Source organism: Desulfobacterales bacterium (genome assembly GCA_034003325.1).
Taxonomy (GTDB): domain Bacteria; phylum Desulfobacterota; class Desulfobacteria; order Desulfobacterales; family JAFDDL01; genus JAVEYW01.
The window spans coordinates 164678-188709 of the sequence record JAVEYW010000004.1; the positions used below are offsets into that span (position 1 = coordinate 164678).

A 24032-nucleotide genomic window follows, 5' to 3' on the forward strand; every position below is an offset into this window, starting at 1 on the left:
GGGTTGTATATACTGAAATCCTGTGAGATTTACACAGAACCTCGTGCTTCTCGGGTGGTAACATTCATCATGCTTTTGAAAATGCCAGCTCGGCTGTGATTTTGCAAAATAGAAAGGGTGTTTTGAATTCAACACATTGTATTTATTACTGATAAATATGCATTATGAATATGCAACCCATATGTACGCTACTAAAAAGGCTTATAATACCCATGTGCGCGAATCGCACATAAAGCGCTTTTCTCGCACATCACGCGCTTACTAATTTTCATTGTAACGCCAATTTTGACGATTTCGTAAAAAGCCCAATATCCGCGTTGCGCTGCATCCCTCATCATTGCGGCGGACCATAAGTACGCCTCATTCTTCTGGATTTTGCGCGCCTTGATCTTGAGCTATTTACAAAGTCGTCTGAAATCCGAATTTTTTCGAGTCCTTCAATTTTCCCTACCTTATTTAAATAGCCTTCGCGGCATCCATCTATCGGCTGCCAAATGAATTTCTACATTAATTTTTTTGAACGATCTTATTGCAACAACAACGTTGTATTAATTTGACCGGCTGCTATGTCTCACAAATCTTTTATATGAATTGTCATCGACACATGCGCTTACTCAAATTGCCGGCCTGCTTTTTTTTTAACACCCAAGGAGACACCTAACTCTCTAAAATCATACTTTCTATCCGCTTAACGGCCACAAAGGAGGCAGTGGCGTATCATTTCCATTTTTCTGATGCCGCAGCCTGTCGAAGATATTTTGGCACTAACATTGCATTTCAATTGTAAAATGTAGAGGCTATCTAAAACTTCAAAAAACGGGTTTCGGGTTCATATGGTGAGATATCGGACACTGTTTCATTCAACGCTGTTCCGGACCGTTCAAACCGCGTTGTGCGCTCAGATTCCTCTGGTTGCTAACGATTTTGTCCTGGTTTTGCTCTTGGCGATCCGACACCAATGCCTTAAAATAGTTTGCTAAAGTGGATGCCGACATACGCTTTATATCTGCGATGGTTTCACGGAGCCGAGGGTATACATCATGGCTGTCATCCAAATCAAATTCTAACCCGGGTATCATGATCGAAACAATACCGATTTTGCGGATAAATCAGATTAGCAACACTTAGTTGCTATCATAACCACGAAAAATAAGGAATTAGAGAGGAGTAAAACGATGGAATCGCATGTTCTTTGGTTTTCCGACCCTGAATCTACAGATTTGGCTAAAGTCGGTGGTAAAGGCGCCAACCTGGGGCGACTCACGCAAAAAGGGTTTGTTGTGCCCCCGGGCTTCGTTATCGGTACAACCGCCTATTCCGCGCATATTGTTGAAAACAAAGGATTGAAAGAGCATATTGCCGATTCTTTGAGCAAGGTTATATATGAGGTGCCGCATCAACTGGAGAGCTGCGTTTCGGATATCCGACATCGCATTATGGCGGAAAATATTCCGGCCCATGTCGCCGCAACGATTGAAGAGGGCTATAAAAAGCTGGGCGGCGACATTTATGTAGCCGTCCGATCATCCGGCACGGCAGAAGACCTGGAAGGCGCTTCTTTTGCCGGGCTTCATGATACCTATCTCGACATTAAAGGGGTTGAAAACCTTCTCGACGCCGTGAAACGGTGTTGGGCTTCCATGTGGACGGCCAGAGCGGTATCCTACCGTAAAAGTCAGGGATTCGACCACTTCAAGACATCCATCGCCGTCGTGGTCCAGACGATGGTGGAATCCGAAGTCGCCGGCGTTTTATTTACCGCCAACCCGATCAACACGGCAACCGACGAAATGCTCATCAATGCGAGCTGGGGCTTGGGTGAATCGGTGGTTTCCGGCGCCGTTACACCGGACGAATATATCGTTAAAAACCCCGTTAACGCCTACAAACCTTACCTCGATTACGACAAAACCAAACACGCTAATTTTCAGCCCAAAAAGATAACGACCGACTCCGGATATGTTTACACATCCAACCCCACCTGGCTTTTTAGCCCGGACCAGCCGCGCCCGTCACTAAGAACCCATCGGCTGAAAGTGCTGGAGCGAACTATTGGAAGTAAAGAGACAAAAATCATCCGTGACCCTAAAACGGGCAATGGAACGCTTCATTTGGACGTTCCAAAAGCGGAACGGGAAAAACCAACCCTTACCGATGACCAGGTAATACAACTTTGCGAAATAGGCCGCACTATTATGGAAGCTTATGATGGCTTTCCGCAGGATATCGAGTGGGCATTTCAGGACGGTCAATTTTATATTCTTCAGGCCCGGCCAGTTACCGGCGTTGACTTCTCATGGGATGCGGAAGTAACCGCCTCTGTTCAAGGAAATGATGATGCGACCGACGAATACCAGATATGGTCTCGAAACTTTCCGGAGGAAATGTGGAGCGGTGGCATCTCGCCTCTATTTTTCTCAACGCGCTGCTGGGGCCTTTGCACTTGCCACAGTGTCGGCGTGCAATTGGACGGCTATCCGGAACTCGATTACGATTACAGGCGCCTTTGGGTTTATCATAAGGGGCTGTCCTATCACAACTGCAGCACCGACAATGAAATGATCAAGCTGGCCATTCCTCCGAAGTTCAGAGCCGGTTTTCTCCCCAAACTGCCGGCCTCCTGGCACGAAGATGCGACGAACGCGACGTTCGACTGGTTTAGATACATTACCATGTTTTACCGGATCGAAAAAATTGCGCCGCATATGGGGTGGAACTGGTGGCGGTCTATCAGAGACGACTACATTCTCAACAAAGAACGAAACGATGAACTTACCCGTTATACGCCGGAGCAATTGAAATCCCTTTCCATCGAGCAATTAAAGGAGCGGCTCTGGTCGTTGGTTATTGAGGATTCCGCCTCCTTCGATCCTCCGTGGCACGGCCTGTTATGGCCCATGCGGGAAGCGATCAACTGGTTGGGCTGGATGGTTGCCAACTGGTACGACGGCGGCAGGCCGGGCATCATGATGGATCTGATGACCGGATCACGCACGACCACCATTACCGTACAGGATAACATCGACGTCTGGGATATGGCGAATTTGATCCACACGTCAAAAGAGCTGTCCGCGCTTTTTGAAAAACACCCGGATGCCGGTTTTCTTGAAAAATGCAAAAATTCCGCGGAGGGCCGCGAGTTTCTGGATAAGTATAATAAAATGGTCGAAGAAAAGGGCCACAGAGGCCATGCCGATAGGGACATGATTTTTACGCGGCGCATTGAGGATCCGATGGTGGATATTCGACTCTGGAAGGCTTTGAAAGGAACGGCGAATCCGAGAAGTCAGGAAGAAAAGGTGCGCAAAAAGCTTGAAGAGACGATAGAGCACGTAACCGAAAACTTGCGCAAAAAATCCTTTGGTGCCCTGAAATCCGAGGCATTCACACTGCTGATTAACTTTGTTCATCACAGCTTGGACTATCGGGACAATGAGCGTGATTTCATGGATCGCCAAACAATGGCTCAGAAATATGTGCTAAAGGAGCTCAATCGTCGAATGATGGAGAAAGGCCTCTTTGATACCGACCGAGACTTTTATTTCCTGACATTGAGTGAGCTTTATGATCTCTTCGACGGAAAGGGCAGTTTGGCTCTGGCCAAAGCAAAGATTGCCGCCCGGATGCGTAACTTTGACAAAGTCGACAAGAAAACCATCAATCCTCCCTATTATTTACAGCGGGGAAGGGAGTGGAAAGATCCGGAGGATATGGCCGCGCTGGAGGGTGAAGGGGTTTACTACGGGAAAACGACAAGCCTGGGCAAGGTAACCGGGACGGCTCGTGTCGTACGCGAACTCTCAGGCATCGGTGATGTTAAGCGAGGGGAGATATTGATCGTTCATTCCACCGATCCGGGCTGGACGCCGGTATTTATGTATATCTCGGGCATCGTCCTCGAAACGGGCGGACTCATCTCACACGCGGCCCTGCTCTCAAGGGAATATGGATTGCCGTGTGTGCAGCTTACCGGTGCGTTAAATCTTATTCCTGATGGCGCCACCATCACGGTAGATGGGGATGCCGGCATGGTGATCGTTCATGACAACAAAGATGAGCCGGATGAGTTGGCAAAGAGTGCTTAAGCGATGACCCTTTCTTTGCCGCCTGACTGTCGCCGTAATGTTAGCGAAGTCAGGCGGCAACCCTTAAAGACTGAGTTCACCGGTTAACAGGCCAACCATTTTAGCAACAACTGAAATTGTATAACTTGATCCTGCATGTTCGCCCGTTAGGAATTCCAGCGCCATGAAATCAAGAAATGTTGTCGCCAAACGTCACCAGAGCTACGTATTTATCATCATAATTGGTATCGTTGGCGCACACACGAACGCCGTCATGCCCGCGATAATCAGCACCCTGGCCAGAGCAGGCCATTTCGGAGTCTCGGGGGCGGGGGTTATTGCCTCCCTCGAATTGTTAGGGTTGACCCTTTCCATCGTGCTCCTTTCTGCTTTCGTAACGAAAGTGCCCATTAGAATGGCCGCGCAATGGGGAAGCTTTCTTTTAGTGGCCATCAATCTATTTTCTATTTTCATCACCAGCTATTTTTATATTTGTATTTTTCGCTTCTTTTCAGGAGCCGGCGCCGGCCTGCTTCTCGGTCTTTCGTCGAATAGAATCAGCACCTCGACCTCACCCCAAAAGATGTTCGGCATATTCTATTTGTTTAACTCTGTCCTATCTTTTATTGCATTTCAGATATGGCATGATTTGGAAAATTTTCAGGGCGGCAGCAGCCCCTTTGTTTGGCTGTCCGCCATTTCGCTCTTAGGCGTGCTGGCAAGCTTTCAATTGCTCGATAACGCTATTGGTGATGCGCGGAAAAAGACACCCTCAAAACATCCTGCCGATATTTCTTTATGTCGGTGTATTATTTCTTTGATCAGCATCTTTCTGTTTTACCTTTCCAACAATTGCCTATGGAGCCATATTATCATCTTAGGAACCCATAAGGGAATTCGTCCCGATGGTATCCACCAGATCTTATCCTATGCGATCCTATCTCAAATGGGTGCCATGAGCTTGGCAGCCTGGATCGGATCAAAATTCGGGGCTATCGCACCGCTTCTTTGGGGAAGTGCAATACTCTATGCCGCGATGCTATCGATAATAAATAGCCATACGCATTTCGTTTTTTTTGCAGCGGTATTCTTCTTTATATTTTCCTGGTCTTTTATAACTCCGTTTGTGATGGGAAGTTTATCCTTCCTGGACCCTAAAGGAAGGCTCACAACACTGAGTATCGCGGCCTTATATGGTGGGTTGGCTGTCGCCCCTTCTGTTGTTGGCACTCTGTTAAAATTTTCAAGTGGTGAATTCAGGCATGTTTTCGGGCTATCGATTGTTTTGTTTCCATTAAGTTTGCTGTCATTGGCGCTTTCATTGAAGCGCTCTCGTCCCCCCTTATCTTTAACATATTGATAGGTTAAGCCATATTTAAGATGCGACTATTTTCCATGGCCCGTTATTCAATGATTTTTTCGGCTTGACATTGCAAATCACCCTAACATAAGGCTATCCATAATGGGCGATAGGGGGTGTGTACCCCCGGATTATCGCTAATGCGGGAAAGGATGCTGCCCAGTGCGTCTTTACAATAGTTTTAAAAAAGTTTTCATCACCAAAAACGATCTGCGTGAGGCGCTCAAAAACCGTCATTACAGCGCTATTCCGCCGGGTGAATACGCTTTCTTAGAGCACTACTGTGATGATAAAGATTGTGATTGTCGGCGTGTCATCATTTCCGCGCTTGGACTTACTGAATGCAAAGTGCTTGCTACCATCAATATGGGACTAGACCCCGGCATTAAAGGGGTTTCCCCTTTTCTTGATCCCTTAGGCATCCAGTCGGAATATTCAAGCAATATTCTTACCCTTTTCCTCCACTTGATCAACACGGACACAAAGTACCTTTTTGACTTACAACAGCACTATATTGCGATAAAGGAAACTGTCAGCGGGGAGGCATACAGCAGCAACCCATTTGAAATGTTATTAAAAAATCGCGTAAAGGCCATACAAAATGATCTCACCAAAATCAAAATGCCTGAAAGTATGAATACAGTTAAAAAGGAAGATGAAGAAAAAGCGACACATGATACCGCTTCAGGTCAATTTAACAGCAAAGAATTCCTTGAGGATGCCAAAATTCTGGTGAGATCGATTGTAGGCCAATTACAGCACAAGAATGATCAAGGTTCGGATCAGTACGTCTATAAACATATTAAAAAAAACCCGCTCATTGCATTTTCTCTTCTAAAATTACTACTTGATGATTATGCTCCGGACGGCACCGCCCGAGATATGAGCCAAAGTTACCAAGCTTGCCTATCATTGCTTGTGGATGCAATGACAGAACTTCGATATTCGGCCGAAGAGAATCGGCAGTGGGCGGTTGATGCAACTGAGCAGTTACAGCATGAAATGGCCTCCCGCGCCTTTAAGCTTGAAGTTGATACGCGCGTTCAGGCTGATTTAGTGCAGGCCTTATACAAGGCAAAACTGGAACTCCATCCGGAAATCAAGACTGAAAGCGAAAAGATTGCCGAATATTACGGTCGATTTGTGATTCACAAAAGGCCGGCGGATTTGGATAACCTTTTTGAGGAAATCGCCGCTCAGGCGCATAACAACCCTTTTTCATTAATGGAACAGGTTTTGCCCGAAATAAACCTGCTACCCGTTGAAGGGCAGGTGCAAGCTGTTACCGATATGGCCGGAGCACGCAACCCGCTCATTCGTGAGCTTTCCGCACTCATGCTGCTTCATCCGAATTATGAGGTAAGGCAACATGTACCGTCTGTTTTCGAAGACCCATCGATTATTAAAAACATTAGCCCGGTCACCCTGCGTCGAATGATCGGCATTCGTAACTGGTTACCAAAGCAGGAGCGTCCCGCCTTGGATGGTCTCATTAAAAAACTGCGCATGACCCATTTGGAATGTGCACCCCTTCCGAAAATTAACGGCATCAAAGTATATGCATCTCCGTTTGATGGCGCGGGCGCACAAGGCATATTGAATGTTATTGGACAAAATCAAAAAAGCCAGCTTTCATCTGTCTTGATAAAGCAGGGGCTGGGAATCCGCAGTGTCTCAGGGGTAGATCCTCTTAACGATATGAATGTGGAGTCCATCCTGATTGATATGAATCAAACCGCCATGCTGGAAATGATCGACTCTTCCTTTGAAGATCGCGCTATTTCCTATTTTATATGGGTGGGTCAACAGCAAGGGATGCCCCCGCCAGCGGGATTATTACATATTGCCGAATCGATAGGCAGTGAGTATTGGATTCCGGAGCCTGTAAATTTAGATAGAGAAATCGATTTACTTGAAGAGGGCATCAAGCTCATCAATCGCCGCGTCCTGTCAAATGAAAACCTCGTGAGGGTATTAAAACAGAGCAGAGCCTGGCCGGCCAAACAACCCTTTGCCAATTCTTGGTTTGAAGATGATCCCCGTGTGGATGAACTATTGCTCGGCATTCCGGGTATTTCCTCTCGACTTGGCAGCGGAATGCTTCGAGAAGCCACTGAACTCATCGTTTCGGAAATTATCGAGGCGAAATACGATGTATGGGCGGAGAGACTGCTTTGGGTAACGCTGTGGGCCAAGGCTTGCAAAAGTTTAAGTCCTCTTCCATGGGAAGATTTCTTCATTGTGGCAAGGCAATTTAGACAGGGCTTACCGGCCAAAAGAATCCCCGTTCTTGTAGCTGCCGCTGAAAGGTCCGTCTCATCGGGCATACAGCGTTTGCGAGCAAGACCATTGACTTTGGCTCGATCCGTCGCCCGATCATTTTCTTTTTGTTAATCAAGGACAAATGGGGCCTGAGCCGTTGCTCAGTAAAACAATTCGATAAAAGGGGCTGCGCCAGTCATGTTTTTTTAACGGTTAAGCAGACTTTTTAATTGAATGACATTCACAAAAAGGTTGATTATTTAACCCGACTGTATTAAGGCATAATCGGTATGCATTCATTTGAGAATCGGCCCTTAATGCTCTTTCCACACATATCGCATGATCCGAAGCCCAAACCTCCAACAATGGTTACCGTCCGGAGCTGATTGCCGAGTCGCCGTTAATTGAGTGCATCCAAAAAAATAATATTGATCCAATTATTCGGTATATTGAATCCATCCTAATTTTAAGGGTGTATCTTTTTGTCGGATTAGCACCTACTGACATCTTAAATGGGGGCGTTATGATTTCTACTCTCGCCATAGTAGAGGATAGACAAACCTATAGGGTAGTTTCCGACGTGTTGTCAAACCTGTGCACTGATCACAATGTCTGTTTTAAAACTGAAGATTATGTCAACACCATAAAAGCGGGGGAATATAATCTTCTTTTGCTGGACCTCGATATTTTCACAATAAATGAAATAGAAAATATTAAACGGGATCGCCCCGACCTTACCTATAGTTTCATACTTTCCACGTCAAACATAAAGAAATTGACTGAATATGAAGACACTTTTAATGAAAAAATATTGTATACATTCAAACCAATCAAGGCCGATCCTCTCGCCAAAAAAATAAAATGCGCCTTCCCTACGAACATTGCCACCGACCGGGACGGTAGTTATTTTTCCGATGTTTATATTGGAGAACATCCGTCAATCGTAGCGTTTAACCGTAGGATAGATTTTCTTGAGAAGACAACGCTGCCCATCGATTCTATACTTATCTTGGGAGAGACGGGCGTTGGAAAGGAAATCTATGCCAGATACATACACCAAAAATTACGGCCGGATAAGCGGTTTTTTGCTGTTAATTGCGGTGCTATCACGCCGAACTTATTAGAAGAAGAACTTTTTGGACATGAAAAAGGCGTGTTCACGAGTGCACACGAGGTGAGAAAAGGTATTCTTGAAGAGTACAGCGATGGGACTGTTTTTTTTGACGAATTTGCGGAACTCGATATGCAGCTTCAAAGCAAGTTCCTGCGAATTCTTGAAGATAGACTCATTCGGCGAATCGGAAGCAACAAATTTATCAAGTGTAATTCCTTATTCGTTTTTGCCACCAACAGGGACCTTGAAGAAGATATTTCCCAAAAAAAATTCCGGCTTGATTTGTTCCACAGAATAAATAGAATTACCTTCAGAATACCTGCGCTGCGAGAAAGGAAAATGGATATTGCGTCATTGGCAAACTTCTTAATCGCCAACGCAAATAAAAAATACAATCGCCATCTTCAACTGGATGATCATGTGATTGAATTTTTTGAGTCTTGCATCTGGAAGGGCAATATTCGAGAGATGAAAAATATTCTGGAAAATCTAGTTTGCTTTGCCGATTCGGACGCGACCATCATTCAAATGGACGATTTGCCAACCTCCTTCTTTCGACAGCAGGAAATAAAGAATAGCGATGATAATTCTGAATCTGAAAGAGTTTTTATGCTCGATAATATGGAAGGGCGGACCCTTGATGATCTAACCGTAGATTTTCAACGAATCGTTATTGAAAGAGTGATGCGGGGGGCAGAAAATCGAAAAGGTTTGGCTGCTAAAAAGTTGGGGCTTTCCAGGTTTCAGTTATACAGATATCTGAAACAACTTAACCTGGAGAGTGGCACCCAGGAGCTTATGGATACCGGTCATTCGTGAGCAATTGGCGTGATTCTCCCTGAATGGCGGATATTCCGAACGATACCGACATTCAACCCGTGATTCAAATCAGTGAAGCCAAAAAAAATAGAAAAATCACTGGAAATAACGGCAAAACAAACAGGCTCTTTTATCTTTTTTCCCACTATGGGAAGCTTTTGATAAAAGAGCCTGTTTTTATGTTACCGAAACAGCAATGCGGTATTAAAACTATTCCAGGTCGATCAACTTGGTTTTGAGGATCTTCTGGGTGCAAAGGATTGCCGACGATACTGCGGTATCCATGGCGATGCCCCAGCCGCGTACGGTATCGCCAACGTTGTAGAGGCCAGGCCACATTCAGCGCCCTGACGTCCAGCCGTTGCTTCCAGGCGTTGCCCGGAAAGGCGATAATACCATCGATTTGGAAGATGCAGCCAGCGGCTACAAAGTCTTGATGGTCATCGAGCGATGCTTCCGGTCTCTTAAACGGACCCAGATCAAGATGATGCCGATGTATCATCGGGCCTCGCGGCGCATTGAGGCGCATGTGAAAATTTGCGTGCTGGCAGCTGATGATTGAAAGGGTGGCCGAACTGGAATGCGGCACAAAATCAATCGCAGATTTTGGGTATGGTGTCCGCGGAATTCCTTTTTCGGTGATGCCGCCGGGATCAAGATTATGACTTTTTCACTTGCGCTTCGAGTTCCCGGGAAGATCGGACAAAAGCGGAGACTTCCGCTGGCACCTGAATCTTGTCATCTGCTTTTCGCACCAGACGCAATGCCTCAACCGGGCATTCCCTCACGCAAAGCCCGCAACCGATGCAGCGGTCAACGTGGATTTCTGCAACATCATCTCCTGACAGGGCAATGGCATCCATAGGGCATCGTTCAACGCAGTTTCCGCAGCCGCTGCAAAGCTCGGTATCAACCATTGAAAAATAATTGGAGGATACCACCAAACCGGGAGAGGGCATTTTTTTTAAAGCGATTAAGGCGTCGCAACAATTTGGGCAGCAGTTGCAGATAAATTCCGGGTCCTCAGTATTGGAAGCCTGGGGAACCAGACCCGCTTCCTCGACCATATCAAGCAAGCGCATTGCCTCTTCTTTGCTGATAAACCTTCCCATGCCTGTTTCCACATAATAATCGGCATAAAAGTCAAACATCAGACAGACCTCTTTCGGCTGGTCGCATTTGCCTCCGTTTGTTGTCCTTAATTTGTTGCATATACAATCGGCAACCGATATGCGATCCTTGCGTTGGATAACCTTCCGGATATCGTCATAAGGAGCCACTGCAACGGTGGATTTTAAGGCGGAGTGTATCGGTATGTTTCTTATGGGAAACGGAAGATCAACCTTGGTGATATACAAATTCGGACGGCTATGGTACTCTTCCACCAATTCCGCCCACTCCTTGTCTACACGCAGGAGTTGATTTTCCTCGATACCCAAACACCAGGGAGCCGCGAGATAATAAGGTGGCTCTCCTTCCTTTTTGGGGAATCTGGCATAAATTTGACCTTTTTTAAGCATGTGTTGTAAGGTTTCTTCAACTTCCGCCGAATCCCGGTTTATTTTTAAAGCGACCTCTTCCGCTGTTTGTAGGTCTCGGGAGAGATGAAGGAACATGGCTGCTTCTTCTTCGGTGAACAGCTTTTTGAGCAACTTGATCTCAACGCCGGATTCAGTACGGGCAAAACCATAGGAATACTCGTTCAGCTTGTCTGCCACTTTGTCATAAATAGTGCTTGTCATTTTTTTTATCTCCTTTAAAAGATTACTCTTGTCCAAAAACGGTATTAAACTGGAGTATTCCATTAAGATCTTGAAAAAAAGCCTCCTTGTAAAGCATGGTTTAGCTGCTAAGATAAACCGTAAAACAAACAGGCCCTTTTATCTTTTTTCCGTTACGGGAAGCTTTTGATAAAAGAGCCTGTTTTATGTGTTATCGAAACCGCAATGCGGTTTTAAAACTCTTCCAGGTCGATCAACTTGGTTTTGAGGATCTTCTGCGCGCAAAGGACTGCCGACGATACCGCGGTATCCATGGCGACGCCCCAGCCGCGTACGGTGTCGCCCACGTTGTAGAGTCCGGCCACATTCGGCGCCCTGACGTCCAGCCGTTGCTTCCAGGCGTTGCCCGGAAAGGCCATGCTCGTGTCCGTCGCCAGAATCACGCCGTCCCCTTTCCAGATGATGTCCTCATCCTTGAAATCGGGGAACATGGTCTTGATCTCCCGCCAGAAGCTTCGAATCTCCTTATCGTAGATGGATTTTCGCTCTCGAAGCAAATCCACGTACCAGCGCGGCCATACCGGGCCGTACTGAAAGAGGTGCTGCCCCTGGGGTGCAATGCTCGGCACCCAGTTGGTGGGTTCGCTGAGCCATCTCACGTAGCTGGCGCCCGTGCTGTTGACCTCTTCCATGCAGGGGACCAGCACCGCTGTCTTATAGGACATCAGCGGTTTCTTGCTGATGCAGGTGATGCCGGCGCTGGCGCGTGCCGCCAACTGGCTGTGCTCTTCCAGAAAACGCGCCTTGTCTACAAACCATCTGGGGAAAAAATCCCGTGGAATCAGCCGGAAAATATCCCACACCGGCATGTTGCTGATGACGATGGGCGCTTCAAGCTTCAAGACGCCGTCTTTGCTCTCTGCGATCACACCGGTCACGGCTTCGCTGCGCACCGTTATTTCACGGGCCACGGTGTTCAGCAACACCTCGCCGCCACCGGCGGTAACCGCCTTGGCAAAGGCCTCGTTGATCAGGTTCAAGGGACCGTCCTTCGGATACACGGACCATGCCTTTTCCTTCAGGGCCAGCTTTAAGCACCGGAGCACCTCGCCGGCGGAGAGGTTGGAGTTAAATTCTTCGGTGATATAAATATTGCCCATCTGCGCGATGAAGTCCTGCACATCCAGGCTGCTGGTATGATCTTTCAGCCAGTCGCCAAAACCGATATAATCCCACTCCTCCATCTCGTCAAAGCTCATCTTTTCCACCAGATGCAAGGTGTCGATCAGCTCCGGCCGATCCCCCGCCGGAATGTAGTCCCAGGTGGCAAAATCATCGATCTCTCCTGGCACTTCATGGAACTTCTTGTTCCGAAAGAGAACGAAATTGGGGTCGAGCGTCTGCAAGGGAATACTCTGTCCGACCAGGTCCAGCAATTTCACCGCATGGCCGCCCGCGGACAGGCCGTGAAATCCGTATTCGGTTAAAATCCCTTTCAGCGGAAAAGAAGTAGCCCTGCCGCCGACAATCGGCGCCTTTTCAAGAACCGTTACGTTTTTCCCCCTTGAAGCCAATGCCGCTGCCACTGCAAGCCCGCCGATACCAGCCCCGATAACGATCACATCACTTTTTTTCGCCATTTACTTACTCCTTAAAGATTGGGCCAAAGATAGTACAACCATCGTCTCTTCAGCGCGAAATAAAACATGAATACACCCATGAAAAAAGCCAACATTACAACCTGCAACCGTGTTTATTCTTCAGCAGGAGAATTGATTTTTCATAGCGTGGCTCAAAAGTTTTCACGGTATGTCAACGCAACCATCAAACTCAATGCCTGCGGTCACCAACGAAAACGGCTTATATGTTTTCCCTGAAACTCAGCGTGCCTTTTTCAAACCGGCTGCAAGAAGTATCATAAATATTGGGAATCAATCTCAACCAAATCGCGCCGGATGACGCTCTATTGGCGGTGCATCGGCCCTGAGTGGGATTGGTCACATCGCCGGTCATCCATCGGCAGGCCCTGCAAGGCTTGCTCGTGCCGACTTCGTTTATCATGGTGATGGGTGATTTGGGAAACTCCATATGCAAAAACCTCCATTCGAGTTGGGCCGCCACGCATGGCGACTTGGGGGAGCGCTTCGTCAGCACCCCCCCCTTTTTTTCAGTATTATTTTTCTTCCAGTTCAATATCCAGATCATCAAATTGCGCCGCGCCGAAACTCTGGTCGGTTCTGGCAATAATCGTATTCTGGCCGTAAGTCGATACATCCACGAACCGCGCGCTATAACCCGCTACTCTCACCAGAAGATCTTCATGCTTTTCCGGCTCCACCTGGGCGGCTCGCATCTCATCCGAACTGACGCAGTTAAACTGCACATGGTCGATCTTCATGTCATGCCAGGTCTTCATGTACGCATGCCAGATATCAAACCCGTGCTTGCTGCGCATCAGCGGCAGATTCAGCCGCTGGTTCAGCAAATTGAACTTGAATTTGGAGGAATCGATCTTGGCCAGGGATCTTAGCACCGCCGTCGGCCCCAGTTTGTCCGTGCCGGCCATAGGCGATACGCCGCCGTCATCGCAAGCCTCGCCGCCGAATCGCCCGTCCGGGGTCGGTCCTGAAATCGAACCGATCACCATGTACATGGCCACGGCCTGAGAACCTCCCAAGGGGTGTTTTCCGGAATAGGTGGTAATTTGATTCAGTTTCGCCGCCATAATATCTTCATAAAAGGCTTTTACGACCGCATCCGCATAATCATCATCATTGCCCCACTTGGGCGCATTGGCGAAATCCAGCCGCATCTCTTCATAGCCTTCCCAATTGGCATGAAGCGCCTGAATCAATTGATCCATCGTATACTTCTTGTCGTCATAAATCAGCTTCTTCATGGCAATCATGGAGTTACACGCCACAATGGCCGTATGCACCTGCACCCACGGGTTCGGCAATTCGGTTATGCTGCACGCATCAATCCCCAGCTCCACGCAGCCGTCATCAAGGCTTGAAAGAAAGGGAAGTTGCATGTATTGCGCCTGAAGCACTCTCGACACATCCTTGCTGCGCCAGAAAAGATCAAAGCAATAATCATTTTGAGCTTTAAAAGCATTCCACAACTCTTCAAAGGTTTTGAAATTTCGTGGATCACCGGTTTTAGGCCCCATCTGACGGTTGGAATAGGACCAGTCAAAACCGTCACTCAGGGTCAGCTCCAGAATCTTGGTCGGAAAGGTGCCACCGCCGCCTTCGGTCCTCACCTTGGGGGCTTTTCGCCGGCCGACATGCCCCGGACTCATGCACAATACCAGCGCCCAGTCTCTGGCTTCCTCCAGCGTGGCACCGAAATTATTAACCAACTGCTCCGTGTTCAGTTCATCGTTTTTGATGGACGGATAGCCCAGACCGTCCCGAATGCACTCGAATACCAGGCGCTTCGTTTTTTCCCGGCCGATGGCGTTCCACCTGAAACCGATCGACGGCTCGGTGGTTCGAATATTCTTGGCCGCCTGCAAAATGGCATCGGTCATGTCATTGCACCCATCCGTTCCGTCCGCATTCAGCCCGCCGATGGACAAGATGAACAAATCGTTTGATCCGGCAAATGCCGCGCGGTGCTGCCTGCCCTTGCCGCACCCGTGCTCGGAAATCTTCAGCCGCTCGCATTCCACCAGCTCCACGACATCGGCATGCGTCATGGGCTGAAAGGACTTTTCAATGACGCTCTTCTGATAATAAGGCCAGAGAACCTTGTCCTCCTTGTGGGCATACCCGCTGGCATACCCCTCAAGGGCATGGCACATCAGATAGGTAAACCATTTGGCCTGCATCGCATCCCGAAGCCCCTTGGCCGGCTCGGCCGGTATTCGATGGCAGATGTTGGCAATATCGAGCAACTCGGCCTTTCGCTTGGGGTCCGTCTCAAAATTTTCCGCAACGATTTTGCACAACCGGCCATGGCGCTGCGCCCAGTGAATCACCGCCTTGTCGACAAGAATCATTGCTTCCCAGTTGTTGATCTTTTCCATCAGCGGCAACCGCTCCGGACCGTTCCAGTTGGGGGCTTGCAACTCTTTCATGGCCCTTTTGATGTTCTCTTCGCACATCGCGATGCGCTTGAGCAGCCCATCCTCATTCACCGTCTCATAGGGCGGCACCGTGCTGTTATACGCATTGGCAAAGTTCGGCGACTCCATGGTCGAGAACTGATACATCTGGTCCAGCTCTTCCCGCGTAAAAAATTTCTCCCCCTGATGCACCAGGCTGTGCTTTTCCCAATAAGAGAGAATCTCCCGCGCTTCCTCCACTTCTTCAGGGCAATAGGGGCTGTTCACCAAATCCATGACCGTCAGATAGGATGACTCCGGATATAGTGGAATCTTTTCCGGATGCTCGGCATTAAAACCTACAATCAGCTCATCTTCCTGAAGCACAAGCGTGCATTTATTTAACAGCGCGGCCGTACTCATCGCCCTTCTGATCACCTGCGGTTGGCCCGATGATTCTTTGTACCCCTCCGTAAAATAGCGCATTCGTTCAATACCGCATTTCAGGTTCGGATTAACAAACTCTCCGGCGGCGGTATGTTTAAACCGGCATCTGGCTTTCAGCCGTTTGGTTCTCTCCGTACTCGGATGCGCGAGCGTTCCCGTTAACATCTCATCGGGAATATTTGCCTCTTCCGGGTTATCTAGTGGAAATTCAATTTTCCGTCCTTTGTACTCGACGGGATCGGCGACTCTTGTCATAACATACCTCCTGTTGGATCGCTATCAATCGGGGTTTAATTCTTGCTGAAGCGCTGACAGGCTTCGTCCCCCTCAAAAACCGGTTTGGACTGCCAAAATTTGCCTTTTTCATCCTTGTGCTCCGTGACACAGTCTCCCTTGCCTTCCTCATAATCCCCGGCATCCTTTGGAATCCTGTAAAAAAAAGCACACTCCGCACACGTTGCCATCATTGCCTCCTTATGCTGTTAAAAAGTTTGTTGCACCATCATTATGTTACTAAACGGCGATATCTATTGCCGGAAAACCAAAAATTAAGTCTAATAAATCAAACAACTGCATTTCTTATAACTCCAGACAAAGCAATCGTAAGCCACCCAAGGACTATCCGGCAACACCTTCTTTTTCTCTGACTTTACTCTTAAAAAAGGCTTCCGTTCACGACTGTGCACAACCGTCATGTGTTACACTTTTTTCAGGAAAGAGGCGTGGATAAAGCCGACATTTTGTTATTCTGTATCATGACGCTTTTTTCAATGTGCATTCAGTTCGACTTTATATTGACAGCATGAAAAATAGGGGCTATCTCTCACAAGCTTAACTTACAATTAATACATTGTTTTTTAATATAATTTATAGTGAATCAGCAGGAAATATTCTTCTCCAATCGTCTCCGATCGATACAGCTTCCATTCTGTTAACATTAATTACTTTTTTTCTTCTCCTTTTTCTTAAAACTCCTTCAGCGCATCGCGCCTTGATTTACCCGCAGCTTTCTTTTTGCGCCTCTGAACACGCCGGTTCTATTTCCCCGACGCCAACCATACCGCCGATGGTCAGACTTTTGATGCCGGCTTTTTTCAACTCTCGTGCAAGCGGCAACACTTTTTCCCGCGGAAGGTCTTCGCTATCCTTATAGCGATAACGATCGCTACGGCCTAACAGTGTGTATTTATTTTCGCCGTAAATATGAAAGGGCAGAATATCCACACCGTTCAGTTGATCCGCAAAACGGCCCAGATATTCTGCATATAACTGATAATCCTCATCAGAATCATTGAAATTCGGAATAATGGGAAGATGAATTCTAACCGTTGCCCCTCTCAAGAGGAGTTTTTCTATGTTTGAAAGCACCAGATGAAGCGACCCGCCGATTGCCTCCCGGTACTTATCCGCATTGAGCGTTTTTATATCCACGAGGAACAGATCAACGAATTCCAAAAGCGGTTCAATCTTATCGAATTTTTGCACGCAGCTGGTTTCGACAGCCACATGAACCGCTTCCTTTTTGATCCCTTTGGCCAATTCAAGCGTAAGTTCAGGAAAAAACAGGGGCTCCCCACCGCTGATGGTAACGCCACCCCCACTATTCTTAAAGAACAATTTGTCCGCAACAGCCATTTTGATCAGTTGATCAAGGCTGTATTTAGTCCCCACACCGGTTCTTGCCTTTGCCGGACAAGCCTCAACGCATTTCAGGCATCCAATACATTTTTCCCGGTCCATCTTGATGATAGGCTCATCACTGCCCGGCAAAATCTCCATGGTGGTGGCGCCCGTCGGACATACCTCGGCACATTTGCCGCAACGGGTGCATTTGTTTTCATAAACATATATTTCGGCCATGGGGTTTTGCGTTTCAGGATTATGGCACCAGGGGCAATGCAGCGGACACCCTTTGATAAAAAGGGTTGTCCGAATACCGGGCCCGTCCTGTAAACTATATCTCTGAATTTCGGTTATTAGACAATCAGACACATCAAATCCTCATATCAACCGAGGTGCTCACCACCTCTCTTAAGAGACGAATCAAAAAAACGCGAAACGAGCCGATCGATATTCAAAATCATACAATTTGCGCTCTTGAAGCGATCCGTTCTCTATACAAGTCTATATGCAAACCGCATGCCATCAACAAAATCAAAGGAAACCGCTTTCTTCAACACCGATTTAACGGCCTCTTGTTTCAAATCTGGCCTGCTCCCCGACGGAAACGCCGACAACCAAAGTTATCTTTAGCCCGCCATCTACTGCATATTATAGTAAGTCCATTATATTGGATGATTTTGAGTCCATTATATTGGACAGAGACCGGAACGCCAAACCCGAGTTCAATCTATTTCACGATCGACTCGATTCGCAACCACTGCCTGCCGCTATGCCTTGGGTGCGGGATTCGTATAAATTCCCGATAGCATCTGAGGAATGAATCTATCCAGTTCCGCCTGTGTATAATACCCGCCTTCCTTAATATCCTTATAAACGACTCTTGCCTGGACAGGTTCAGAGTAATAGCCGATTTTCCCCCCCTCCAAATGAAAAACCTGTCCATTGATATTCGCTGCTTTCTCAGAAGCCAGATATACCAACATGGGCGCAACGGCCTCAGGCGGCGGCATATTTACGGCATCCTCATATTGCTGTCGGGTGATCAGTCCGGAGTCAAACCTTTTTTTAAGACCCGCCTTCACCGCTTCGTTATCCGTCATTCGGGTTGCCGCCATCGGTGTAAACGCATTGCAGGTGACACCAAACCGGCCCATTTCGCGCGCAATCGCTCGGGTAAGCCCCACGATCCCTGCCTTGGCGGCGCCGTAATTCACATGTCCAACCGTACCGAGCCATGCCGTGGAGGTGTTCATGATAATCCTGCCCCAATTCTGCTCTTTCATGGCCGCGCATGCAAATCGGGAGCAATTAAACGCGCCTTTCAGCGTGGCGTTCAAACACTTGTCCCAATCCACCTCCTCCATCTTCCAGACCATCTTGGGAGAATCAACCCCGGCATTGTTCACCAGAATATCAATTCTGCCGAATTTATCGATAGCCGTCTGAATCAGTTTTCCCGCATCGCTGAAACTCGAAACATCCCCAAAAACCGCCTCGGCCTGTCCACCCGCACCCCGAATCTGTTCAGCCGTCGTGCCGGCATCGCCGCCCTCTGTGCCTGGCTTGCGGCTGTTGGTGATCACTTTCGCCCCAGCCTCGGCAAACGCTACGGCAAAGGCTCTTCCCAAACCCTGCCCCGACCCGGTGACCACTGCAACCTTATCCTTTAATTCTTTTCCATCCGACATGTATCTTGCCTCCTTCATTTTTTTCTTCTGTAATAATTGCGCGCCATCAATAACCTCGCAAAGGGGCCGTCAATAAACCTTCGACCGTAGGAGCCGGTTTTAAAACGTCCCTTTTGAATCAATCCCCCCGTTGGGCGAACGTTTCAACCCGCGAAATACGCCCATGCATTTCGACGGTTGATTCCGCCATAGCAGGACCGGCCAGATGGCCCCAAACCCAGTTGAAACGCTTCAAAATTGAAGCGTTTCTTTATACAAATTATATACGATACTGGCAAACAAAACTTTAACCACGCTATCATGTTTGAAATATTCATATTCATCCTGTCTTGAGTGGGAAGGAATTCACTATTTTCAATTATTTTTCATGTAGCGAGCGGTACAGCCCCGGCCGTTTCTTAATATTTTATATATTTTTTTCAAAGCGTTATCGCTTTTATGACGTTTCGGCGGCCATTATCATTCGCGTCATCCCCACTATTTTGGGTGACGCCTAATATTCTGGAGTTTTTTTTTCGGAAACTTTGTGTTAGATTTCGGGGTCTATTTGGTATCAAACGTTTTCAGTTCATTTTTGCAGACGGTGGTCACTGTGTATGTATTATCGTTCGGCTACCACATTGCGCCGCATGGGGCGATCAGCATCGTTTCCTCCGACACCGCCGGCCACTTAATAACCATTGAGCATGATTCATGGATGATAACAACCTTGACCTTTTTATAGAGGCCCTTCACGAGCAAGAGATGGATGCGCTGCAACTTGCCGTGCTTTTGGGCGATAATTTTTCGCTGGATATTATCCTGGACATGATTGACATCAGTCCGTCAAAGCTTTTGGACCTGATAGATAAATTATTCATCAACTTCTTGATTAAAAACAAACCCGACGGCATCAAAGGCTCCTACGTCTTCACGCCTTCCCAACTCCCCGCACGCGTCATCGCGTCGATGCCGAACGACAAAAAAAAGCTCTACATTTCCAACATCATCAATTACTTCGAGCGTCAATTCCCGCAAACCAACGAAAAAGCCAAGGTTTTAGTTGGCCTTATTCTGCGATTCAAACAAGAATTGGACAACTTACAATACTTAAAAAAAGCAGCCGATATCCTTGTTTCCGATCACCAAACCGAACAAGCCCTCAACCTCTACAGGGAAGTCATTGACAGCCTGCTGGGAAAAAACCGGGAACCCATGGAAGACGTTCTTTTTATTGACACTGTCATCGCCTATGCGCCCATTGCCACCAATATCTATCGGCCGGATGATATTTTCCCCGTTCTCGAAAAAGCCTTGAATCTTTCCACCAACCTTCAAAACAAACGGGCGGAGGCCATGGTGGAATTTTGTTTGGGGCGGCTTTTTCAGCGGCAGGGAAAAAGCGCCAAGGCCGCTATCCATTATGACAGGGGATGGTCTCTATCGCAAAACATGAACGATGAGGGACTTAAAAAACTCGCCGCAAAGCTTTATGCGCTCGCGCTATTTTGGCAGGGCCGCATCACCGAAGCAACCCGCGTTTACGAGGAAACACTGTCGAACATCGAGGATATCTCTTCGGATTTACGGGATGTTTGGTCCTACCTGCTCCTTGCCTTGTGCTACGGCATTGCCGGCAGAACCGGGCGAGGGATTGGTCTAGCCGAAGCCTTGATGAGCAGAGCCGTCTCCAAGGGATATAAAAAAACAATCGCCTTTTCACACACCATTATCGCCATGCTCCTTTTGGATATCCGCAAGTTTGAGGAAGCTGAACCCCATATTAATAAGGCCATTGAACTAGGCGAAAAAATCAAAAGCGATTTTGCGCTCTTCCTGGCAAAGCTTTGCAAAGGATTCATTGAATACAACAAAGGCAATATCCCAAAATGCAAAGAATTACTGGAAGCCGGGCTCGACCACCTTGCGGACAAATCAACCTTTCACTATTCCAGCCCGTGGCTGATAGAAGTTCTGTTGGGGTTCCATCAAGCCAATTTAGAGCCCCCCAAAGGGTATTCCTTTACTTCGGAATTAAATCGACTACTGGCATGGCCGGATATTTACATGAGAGGGGCTGCGTTGCGATACAGCGCGTTATCAAAGGATCTTAATAAAGGCCCCTTTCATAAAATCGAAAGCCTTCTGTTTGAAAGCGCAGAGCTCCTTCAAAAAGCAGGCGCTTCAATCGAGTTGGGAAAGACCTATGCCGAAATTGCAAAATTATATATTAAAAAGAATGACTTGACCAAAGCAACCGAATTCGCGGAAATCGCCTATCGCAACCTATCCGAAATCGACAATACCCTTTTTCCTCCGCAACTATCGTTTTTGATTACGAAAAAAACCATTGAACACCACAAGGAAGAGGGCATCAGAGCCCTTGAAAATGCGATTGACTGTCTACCGGATTTCGAAAAATACATCGGTCAGGTGGTAACCATTCTGACCGATATGTTCGGTGCGGAACGGACCGCCATTCTCCTGGCAAAAAGAGACATGCCGAAATCCCTAAGCGTTGTGGCAACCCGCAATTTCACGGCGGAAGAAGTCGAGCGGCTCGGAATGGACGAGTTGCAATCCCTCTTTTTATCACTGGTTCAAAACGGTCCCGTCGTCATCATCGACCAGCAAAAGACAACCAAATTTACTCAATTGGCGCAACACCATATCACCTCCAAATCCATCGCCTTAACCCCCATCACCTCGAATCGAACGGTAATCGGATTGATATACATCGACAACCGGCTGCTGAAAGGCATCTTTACCAAAAGAGACAAAATAACGCTCAAAGCCATTTCCGGTCAAATTTCATTGGCATTAAAAACCAGTGATCTTTATGATAAATTCGGGAATCTGCATTTCGACATTTCAGACGAGAATCAGAAAATCGCCCTTTTTGAAGAGACCGAATCCGCATTCCCCACCATAATCGGAAAAAGCAAAATACTTAAAGACTTGCTTTTAAAGGTTAAAAAGGTTGGCAGATCCGACACGACCGTTCTCATATATGGAGAAACCGGGGTTGGAAAGGAATTGATCGCCAAGGCCATTCACCAATACAGCGACCGATCCGACAAGCCGCTCATTTATTTTAATATATCCGCTCTTTCCGACAACTTGATCGCAGCCGAACTTTTCGGCTACGAAAAAGGTGCCTATACGGGCGCAGTTTCTTCCAAACCCGGGCGGTTCGAACTGGCCAATGGCGGCACTATCTTTCTGGATGAGATAGGGGAGCTTTCCATGGACTCCCAGGTCAAGCTGCTTCGCGTCTTGCAGGAGGGTAAATTTGAGCGGGTCGGCAGCAACCAACCCATCTATTCCGATTTCAGAATCATAGCCGCTACAAACAAAGATCTGAATCAAATGATACAAAAAGGGCTGTTCCGCTCCGACCTGTATTACCGCATCAGCAGCTTCCCTTTGGAAATCCCGCCGTTGCGAGAGAGAAAAGAAGATATTCCCTATCTCATCACTTATTTTATGAAAAAATACGCGCTCAAAAATAAAAAGAGCATCAAAAAAATATTTACGCATGACATGGAAAAACTTCAGGCTTATGCCTGGCCCGGCAATATTCGGGAATTGGAGCACCTGATTGAGCGGGCCGTCATCATCTCTACCGGCGAGTATCTGATCATACCGGATTTTCTGCCCGATTATGGCGGGGACAACTCGCTTCCAAATGAAAACCGGGAGGGTTTTCTGCCCCTGGAAGACATTCAGCGGCGGCATATTCTCAGAGTATTAGAACATACAAAAGGAAAAATCAGGGGTGAGGACGGCGCCGCCAAAATCCTCGGATTGAAACCAACGACGCTTGAATTCCGCATTAAACAGTTAAATATCAAATAATGATGAACTTGAAAACAATCTGAATCTCTCGCAAAGCCGCTAAAACCGCAAAGTGAAACACGAATACATTCATAGTGTTTCTCTTGGCGTTCTTGGCGGCTTCGCGTGAAAAATCAGGTGTTACAAACCGGTCGGCATTGAATCAACCCGTTTATTTTCCGGTGAAGTTGGGTTTTCGCCGCTCAACAAAGGCAGAGAGCCCTTCCCAGGCGTCATCCGTGGCCGCAACCCGCGTCAGCCCCAGCGACTCGTCTTCAAGCTGACTTTCGACCGAGTTTCGATACGCCGTCATCATCAGTTTTTTAAGTTGCCCATAAGCGCGAGTCGGCCCCTGGGCGAGCCGACGTGCCGTCTTTTCCGCCTCGGCAAGTACCTGATCATCAGCCACCACGAAGTCCACCAATCCTGCTTGTTCCGCCTCTTTCGCGCTCAACACCTCACTTAGCAGTAAAAACCGTCTTGCGCGCGCAATTCCCATTCGCAACGCCAGCCCGCCGGACACCCCGACATCCGTGGAAAAACCGAGCATGGAATAAGCCGCTCCCAATTTTGCCGATTCGGCGCAATAAACGATGTCCGATCCACCGATCAATCCCATCGACCCACCCATTGCCGTCGCGTGGACCGCCGTAACGATCGGCGCATCAAGCCGCCAGAGCCGAGCCATACCGGAATGCGCGTTTTTCGTCCATTCCAATATACCGGCCGGCAAAGCGGCCCGATCCCTGGTAAACATTTTAATGTCGCCACCCACGCTGAAAAACTTTCCCTTCGCTGAAACCAATATGGCCCGTACACTGTCATCAAGGGTCAATACTTCAGCCACCTCTCCAATCTCTTTGCAAAAAACGTCGTTGTAAGGGTTCCCCAACTCGGGTTGGTTTAGGGTTAACCGTGCCAAGCCGTCTTCTATTGTCAATTCAATCGTTTGATACCCCATTCGGTTCTCCTTTTTGTTTAATAAAAAATAGTTATGCGATGAACTGCCTTCCACCGGTTTCAAAAGCCAACCCTCAACGCCATAGGCTCAACGCCGAAAATTTTGA

Annotated in this window: 15 protein-coding genes; 7 read left to right on the plus strand and 8 right to left on the minus strand. The window is 47.7% G+C overall.

Annotated features, from left to right (window positions below; all coding sequences use genetic code 11):
* The first annotated feature begins 1175 nt into the window (after positions 1–1175).
* The 6 genes from RBT11_05725 to RBT11_05750 all read left to right on the plus strand — a co-directional run bounded on the left by RBT11_05725 (position 1176) and on the right by RBT11_05750 (position 10181).
* Complete coding sequence (locus RBT11_05725) at positions 1176–4085, plus strand: PEP/pyruvate-binding domain-containing protein (GenBank protein MDX9786249.1); 2910 nt, start codon at positions 1176–1178, stop codon at positions 4083–4085.
* A 163-nt stretch (positions 4086–4248) separates the two neighbouring features.
* Positions 4249–5424, plus strand: coding sequence for a hypothetical protein (locus RBT11_05730; protein MDX9786250.1), 1176 nt, complete (start codon positions 4249–4251; stop codon positions 5422–5424).
* 162 nt (positions 5425–5586) lie between these two features.
* The gene (locus tag RBT11_05735; GenBank protein MDX9786251.1) at positions 5587–7818 is read left to right on the plus strand and encodes a hypothetical protein; all 2232 of its coding nucleotides are present in this window, start codon (positions 5587–5589) and stop codon (positions 7816–7818) included.
* Between the two features lie 391 nt (positions 7819–8209).
* On the plus strand, positions 8210–9619 hold the full coding sequence (locus tag RBT11_05740; GenBank protein MDX9786252.1) for a sigma 54-interacting transcriptional regulator: 1410 nt from the start codon (positions 8210–8212) through the stop codon (positions 9617–9619).
* A gap of 23 nt (positions 9620–9642) precedes the next feature.
* On the plus strand, positions 9643–9858 hold the full coding sequence (locus RBT11_05745) for a hypothetical protein (GenBank protein ID MDX9786253.1): 216 nt from the start codon (positions 9643–9645) through the stop codon (positions 9856–9858).
* Between the two features lie 164 nt (positions 9859–10022).
* Complete coding sequence (locus RBT11_05750) at positions 10023–10181, plus strand: hypothetical protein (protein MDX9786254.1); 159 nt, start codon at positions 10023–10025, stop codon at positions 10179–10181.
* Positions 10182–10278: 97 nt separating this feature from the next.
* Here the strand turns inward: RBT11_05750 and RBT11_05755 are convergent, their stop codons facing one another.
* The 7 genes from RBT11_05755 to RBT11_05785 form a co-directional block, all read right to left on the minus strand.
* Entirely contained in the window at positions 10279–11361 is a 1083-nt protein-coding gene (locus RBT11_05755) for a 4Fe-4S binding protein (protein MDX9786255.1), read from the minus strand.
* A gap of 212 nt (positions 11362–11573) precedes the next feature.
* Positions 11574–12980 (minus strand): FAD-dependent oxidoreductase, encoded by a 1407-nt coding sequence (locus RBT11_05760; GenBank protein ID MDX9786256.1) that lies wholly within the window; start codon positions 12978–12980, stop codon positions 11574–11576.
* A gap of 220 nt (positions 12981–13200) precedes the next feature.
* Entirely contained in the window at positions 13201–13545 is a 345-nt protein-coding gene (locus RBT11_05765; protein MDX9786257.1) for a benzylsuccinate synthase beta subunit family protein, read from the minus strand.
* Positions 13514–16093, minus strand: a complete 2580-nt coding sequence (locus tag RBT11_05770) for a pyruvate formate lyase family protein (protein ID MDX9786258.1) — start codon at positions 16091–16093, stop codon at positions 13514–13516. Before RBT11_05770 ends, RBT11_05765 begins: the two co-directional genes overlap by 32 nt.
* Before the next feature lie 35 nt (positions 16094–16128).
* Positions 16129–16305, minus strand: a complete 177-nt coding sequence (locus RBT11_05775) for a benzylsuccinate synthase gamma subunit family protein (GenBank protein ID MDX9786259.1) — start codon at positions 16303–16305, stop codon at positions 16129–16131.
* 529 nt (positions 16306–16834) lie between these two features.
* Entirely contained in the window at positions 16835–17830 is a 996-nt protein-coding gene (locus tag RBT11_05780; protein MDX9786260.1) for a glycyl-radical enzyme activating protein, read from the minus strand.
* A 398-nt stretch (positions 17831–18228) separates the two neighbouring features.
* Positions 18229–19149 carry an SDR family NAD(P)-dependent oxidoreductase gene (locus tag RBT11_05785; protein ID MDX9786261.1) on the minus strand — a complete coding sequence of 307 codons (921 nt, stop codon included), beginning with the start codon at positions 19147–19149 and terminating at the stop codon, positions 18229–18231.
* Between the two features lie 693 nt (positions 19150–19842).
* Here RBT11_05785 and RBT11_05790 point away from each other — a divergent pair.
* Positions 19843–22986, plus strand: coding sequence for a sigma 54-interacting transcriptional regulator (locus RBT11_05790; GenBank protein ID MDX9786262.1), 3144 nt, complete (start codon positions 19843–19845; stop codon positions 22984–22986).
* Positions 22987–23137: 151 nt separating this feature from the next.
* Here the strand turns inward: RBT11_05790 and RBT11_05795 are convergent, their stop codons facing one another.
* Entirely contained in the window at positions 23138–23926 is a 789-nt protein-coding gene (locus tag RBT11_05795) for an enoyl-CoA hydratase-related protein (protein MDX9786263.1), read from the minus strand.
* Positions 23927–24032 lie beyond the last annotated feature (106 nt).

Coding starts and splice junctions, on each gene's coding strand:
- RBT11_05725 (MDX9786249.1), top strand. CDS start 1,176: ATGGAATCGCATGTTCTTTGGTTTTCCGACCCTGAATCTACAGATTTG.
- RBT11_05730 (MDX9786250.1), top strand. CDS start 4,249: ATGAAATCAAGAAATGTTGTCGCCAAACGTCACCAGAGCTACGTATTT.
- RBT11_05740 (MDX9786252.1), top strand. CDS start 8,210: ATGATTTCTACTCTCGCCATAGTAGAGGATAGACAAACCTATAGGGTA.
- RBT11_05745 (MDX9786253.1), top strand. CDS start 9,643: ATGGCGGATATTCCGAACGATACCGACATTCAACCCGTGATTCAAATC.
- RBT11_05755 (MDX9786255.1), bottom strand. CDS start 11,361: ATGACAAGCACTATTTATGACAAAGTGGCAGACAAGCTGAACGAGTAT.
- RBT11_05760 (MDX9786256.1), bottom strand. CDS start 12,980: ATGGCGAAAAAAAGTGATGTGATCGTTATCGGGGCTGGTATCGGCGGG.
- RBT11_05765 (MDX9786257.1), bottom strand. CDS start 13,545: ATGATCTGGATATTGAACTGGAAGAAAAATAATACTGAAAAAAAGGGG.
- RBT11_05770 (MDX9786258.1), bottom strand. CDS start 16,093: ATGACAAGAGTCGCCGATCCCGTCGAGTACAAAGGACGGAAAATTGAA.
- RBT11_05775 (MDX9786259.1), bottom strand. CDS start 16,305: ATGATGGCAACGTGTGCGGAGTGTGCTTTTTTTTACAGGATTCCAAAG.
- RBT11_05785 (MDX9786261.1), bottom strand. CDS start 19,149: ATGTCGGATGGAAAAGAATTAAAGGATAAGGTTGCAGTGGTCACCGGG.
- RBT11_05790 (MDX9786262.1), top strand. CDS start 19,843: ATGGATGATAACAACCTTGACCTTTTTATAGAGGCCCTTCACGAGCAA.
- RBT11_05795 (MDX9786263.1), bottom strand. CDS start 23,926: ATGGGGTATCAAACGATTGAATTGACAATAGAAGACGGCTTGGCACGG.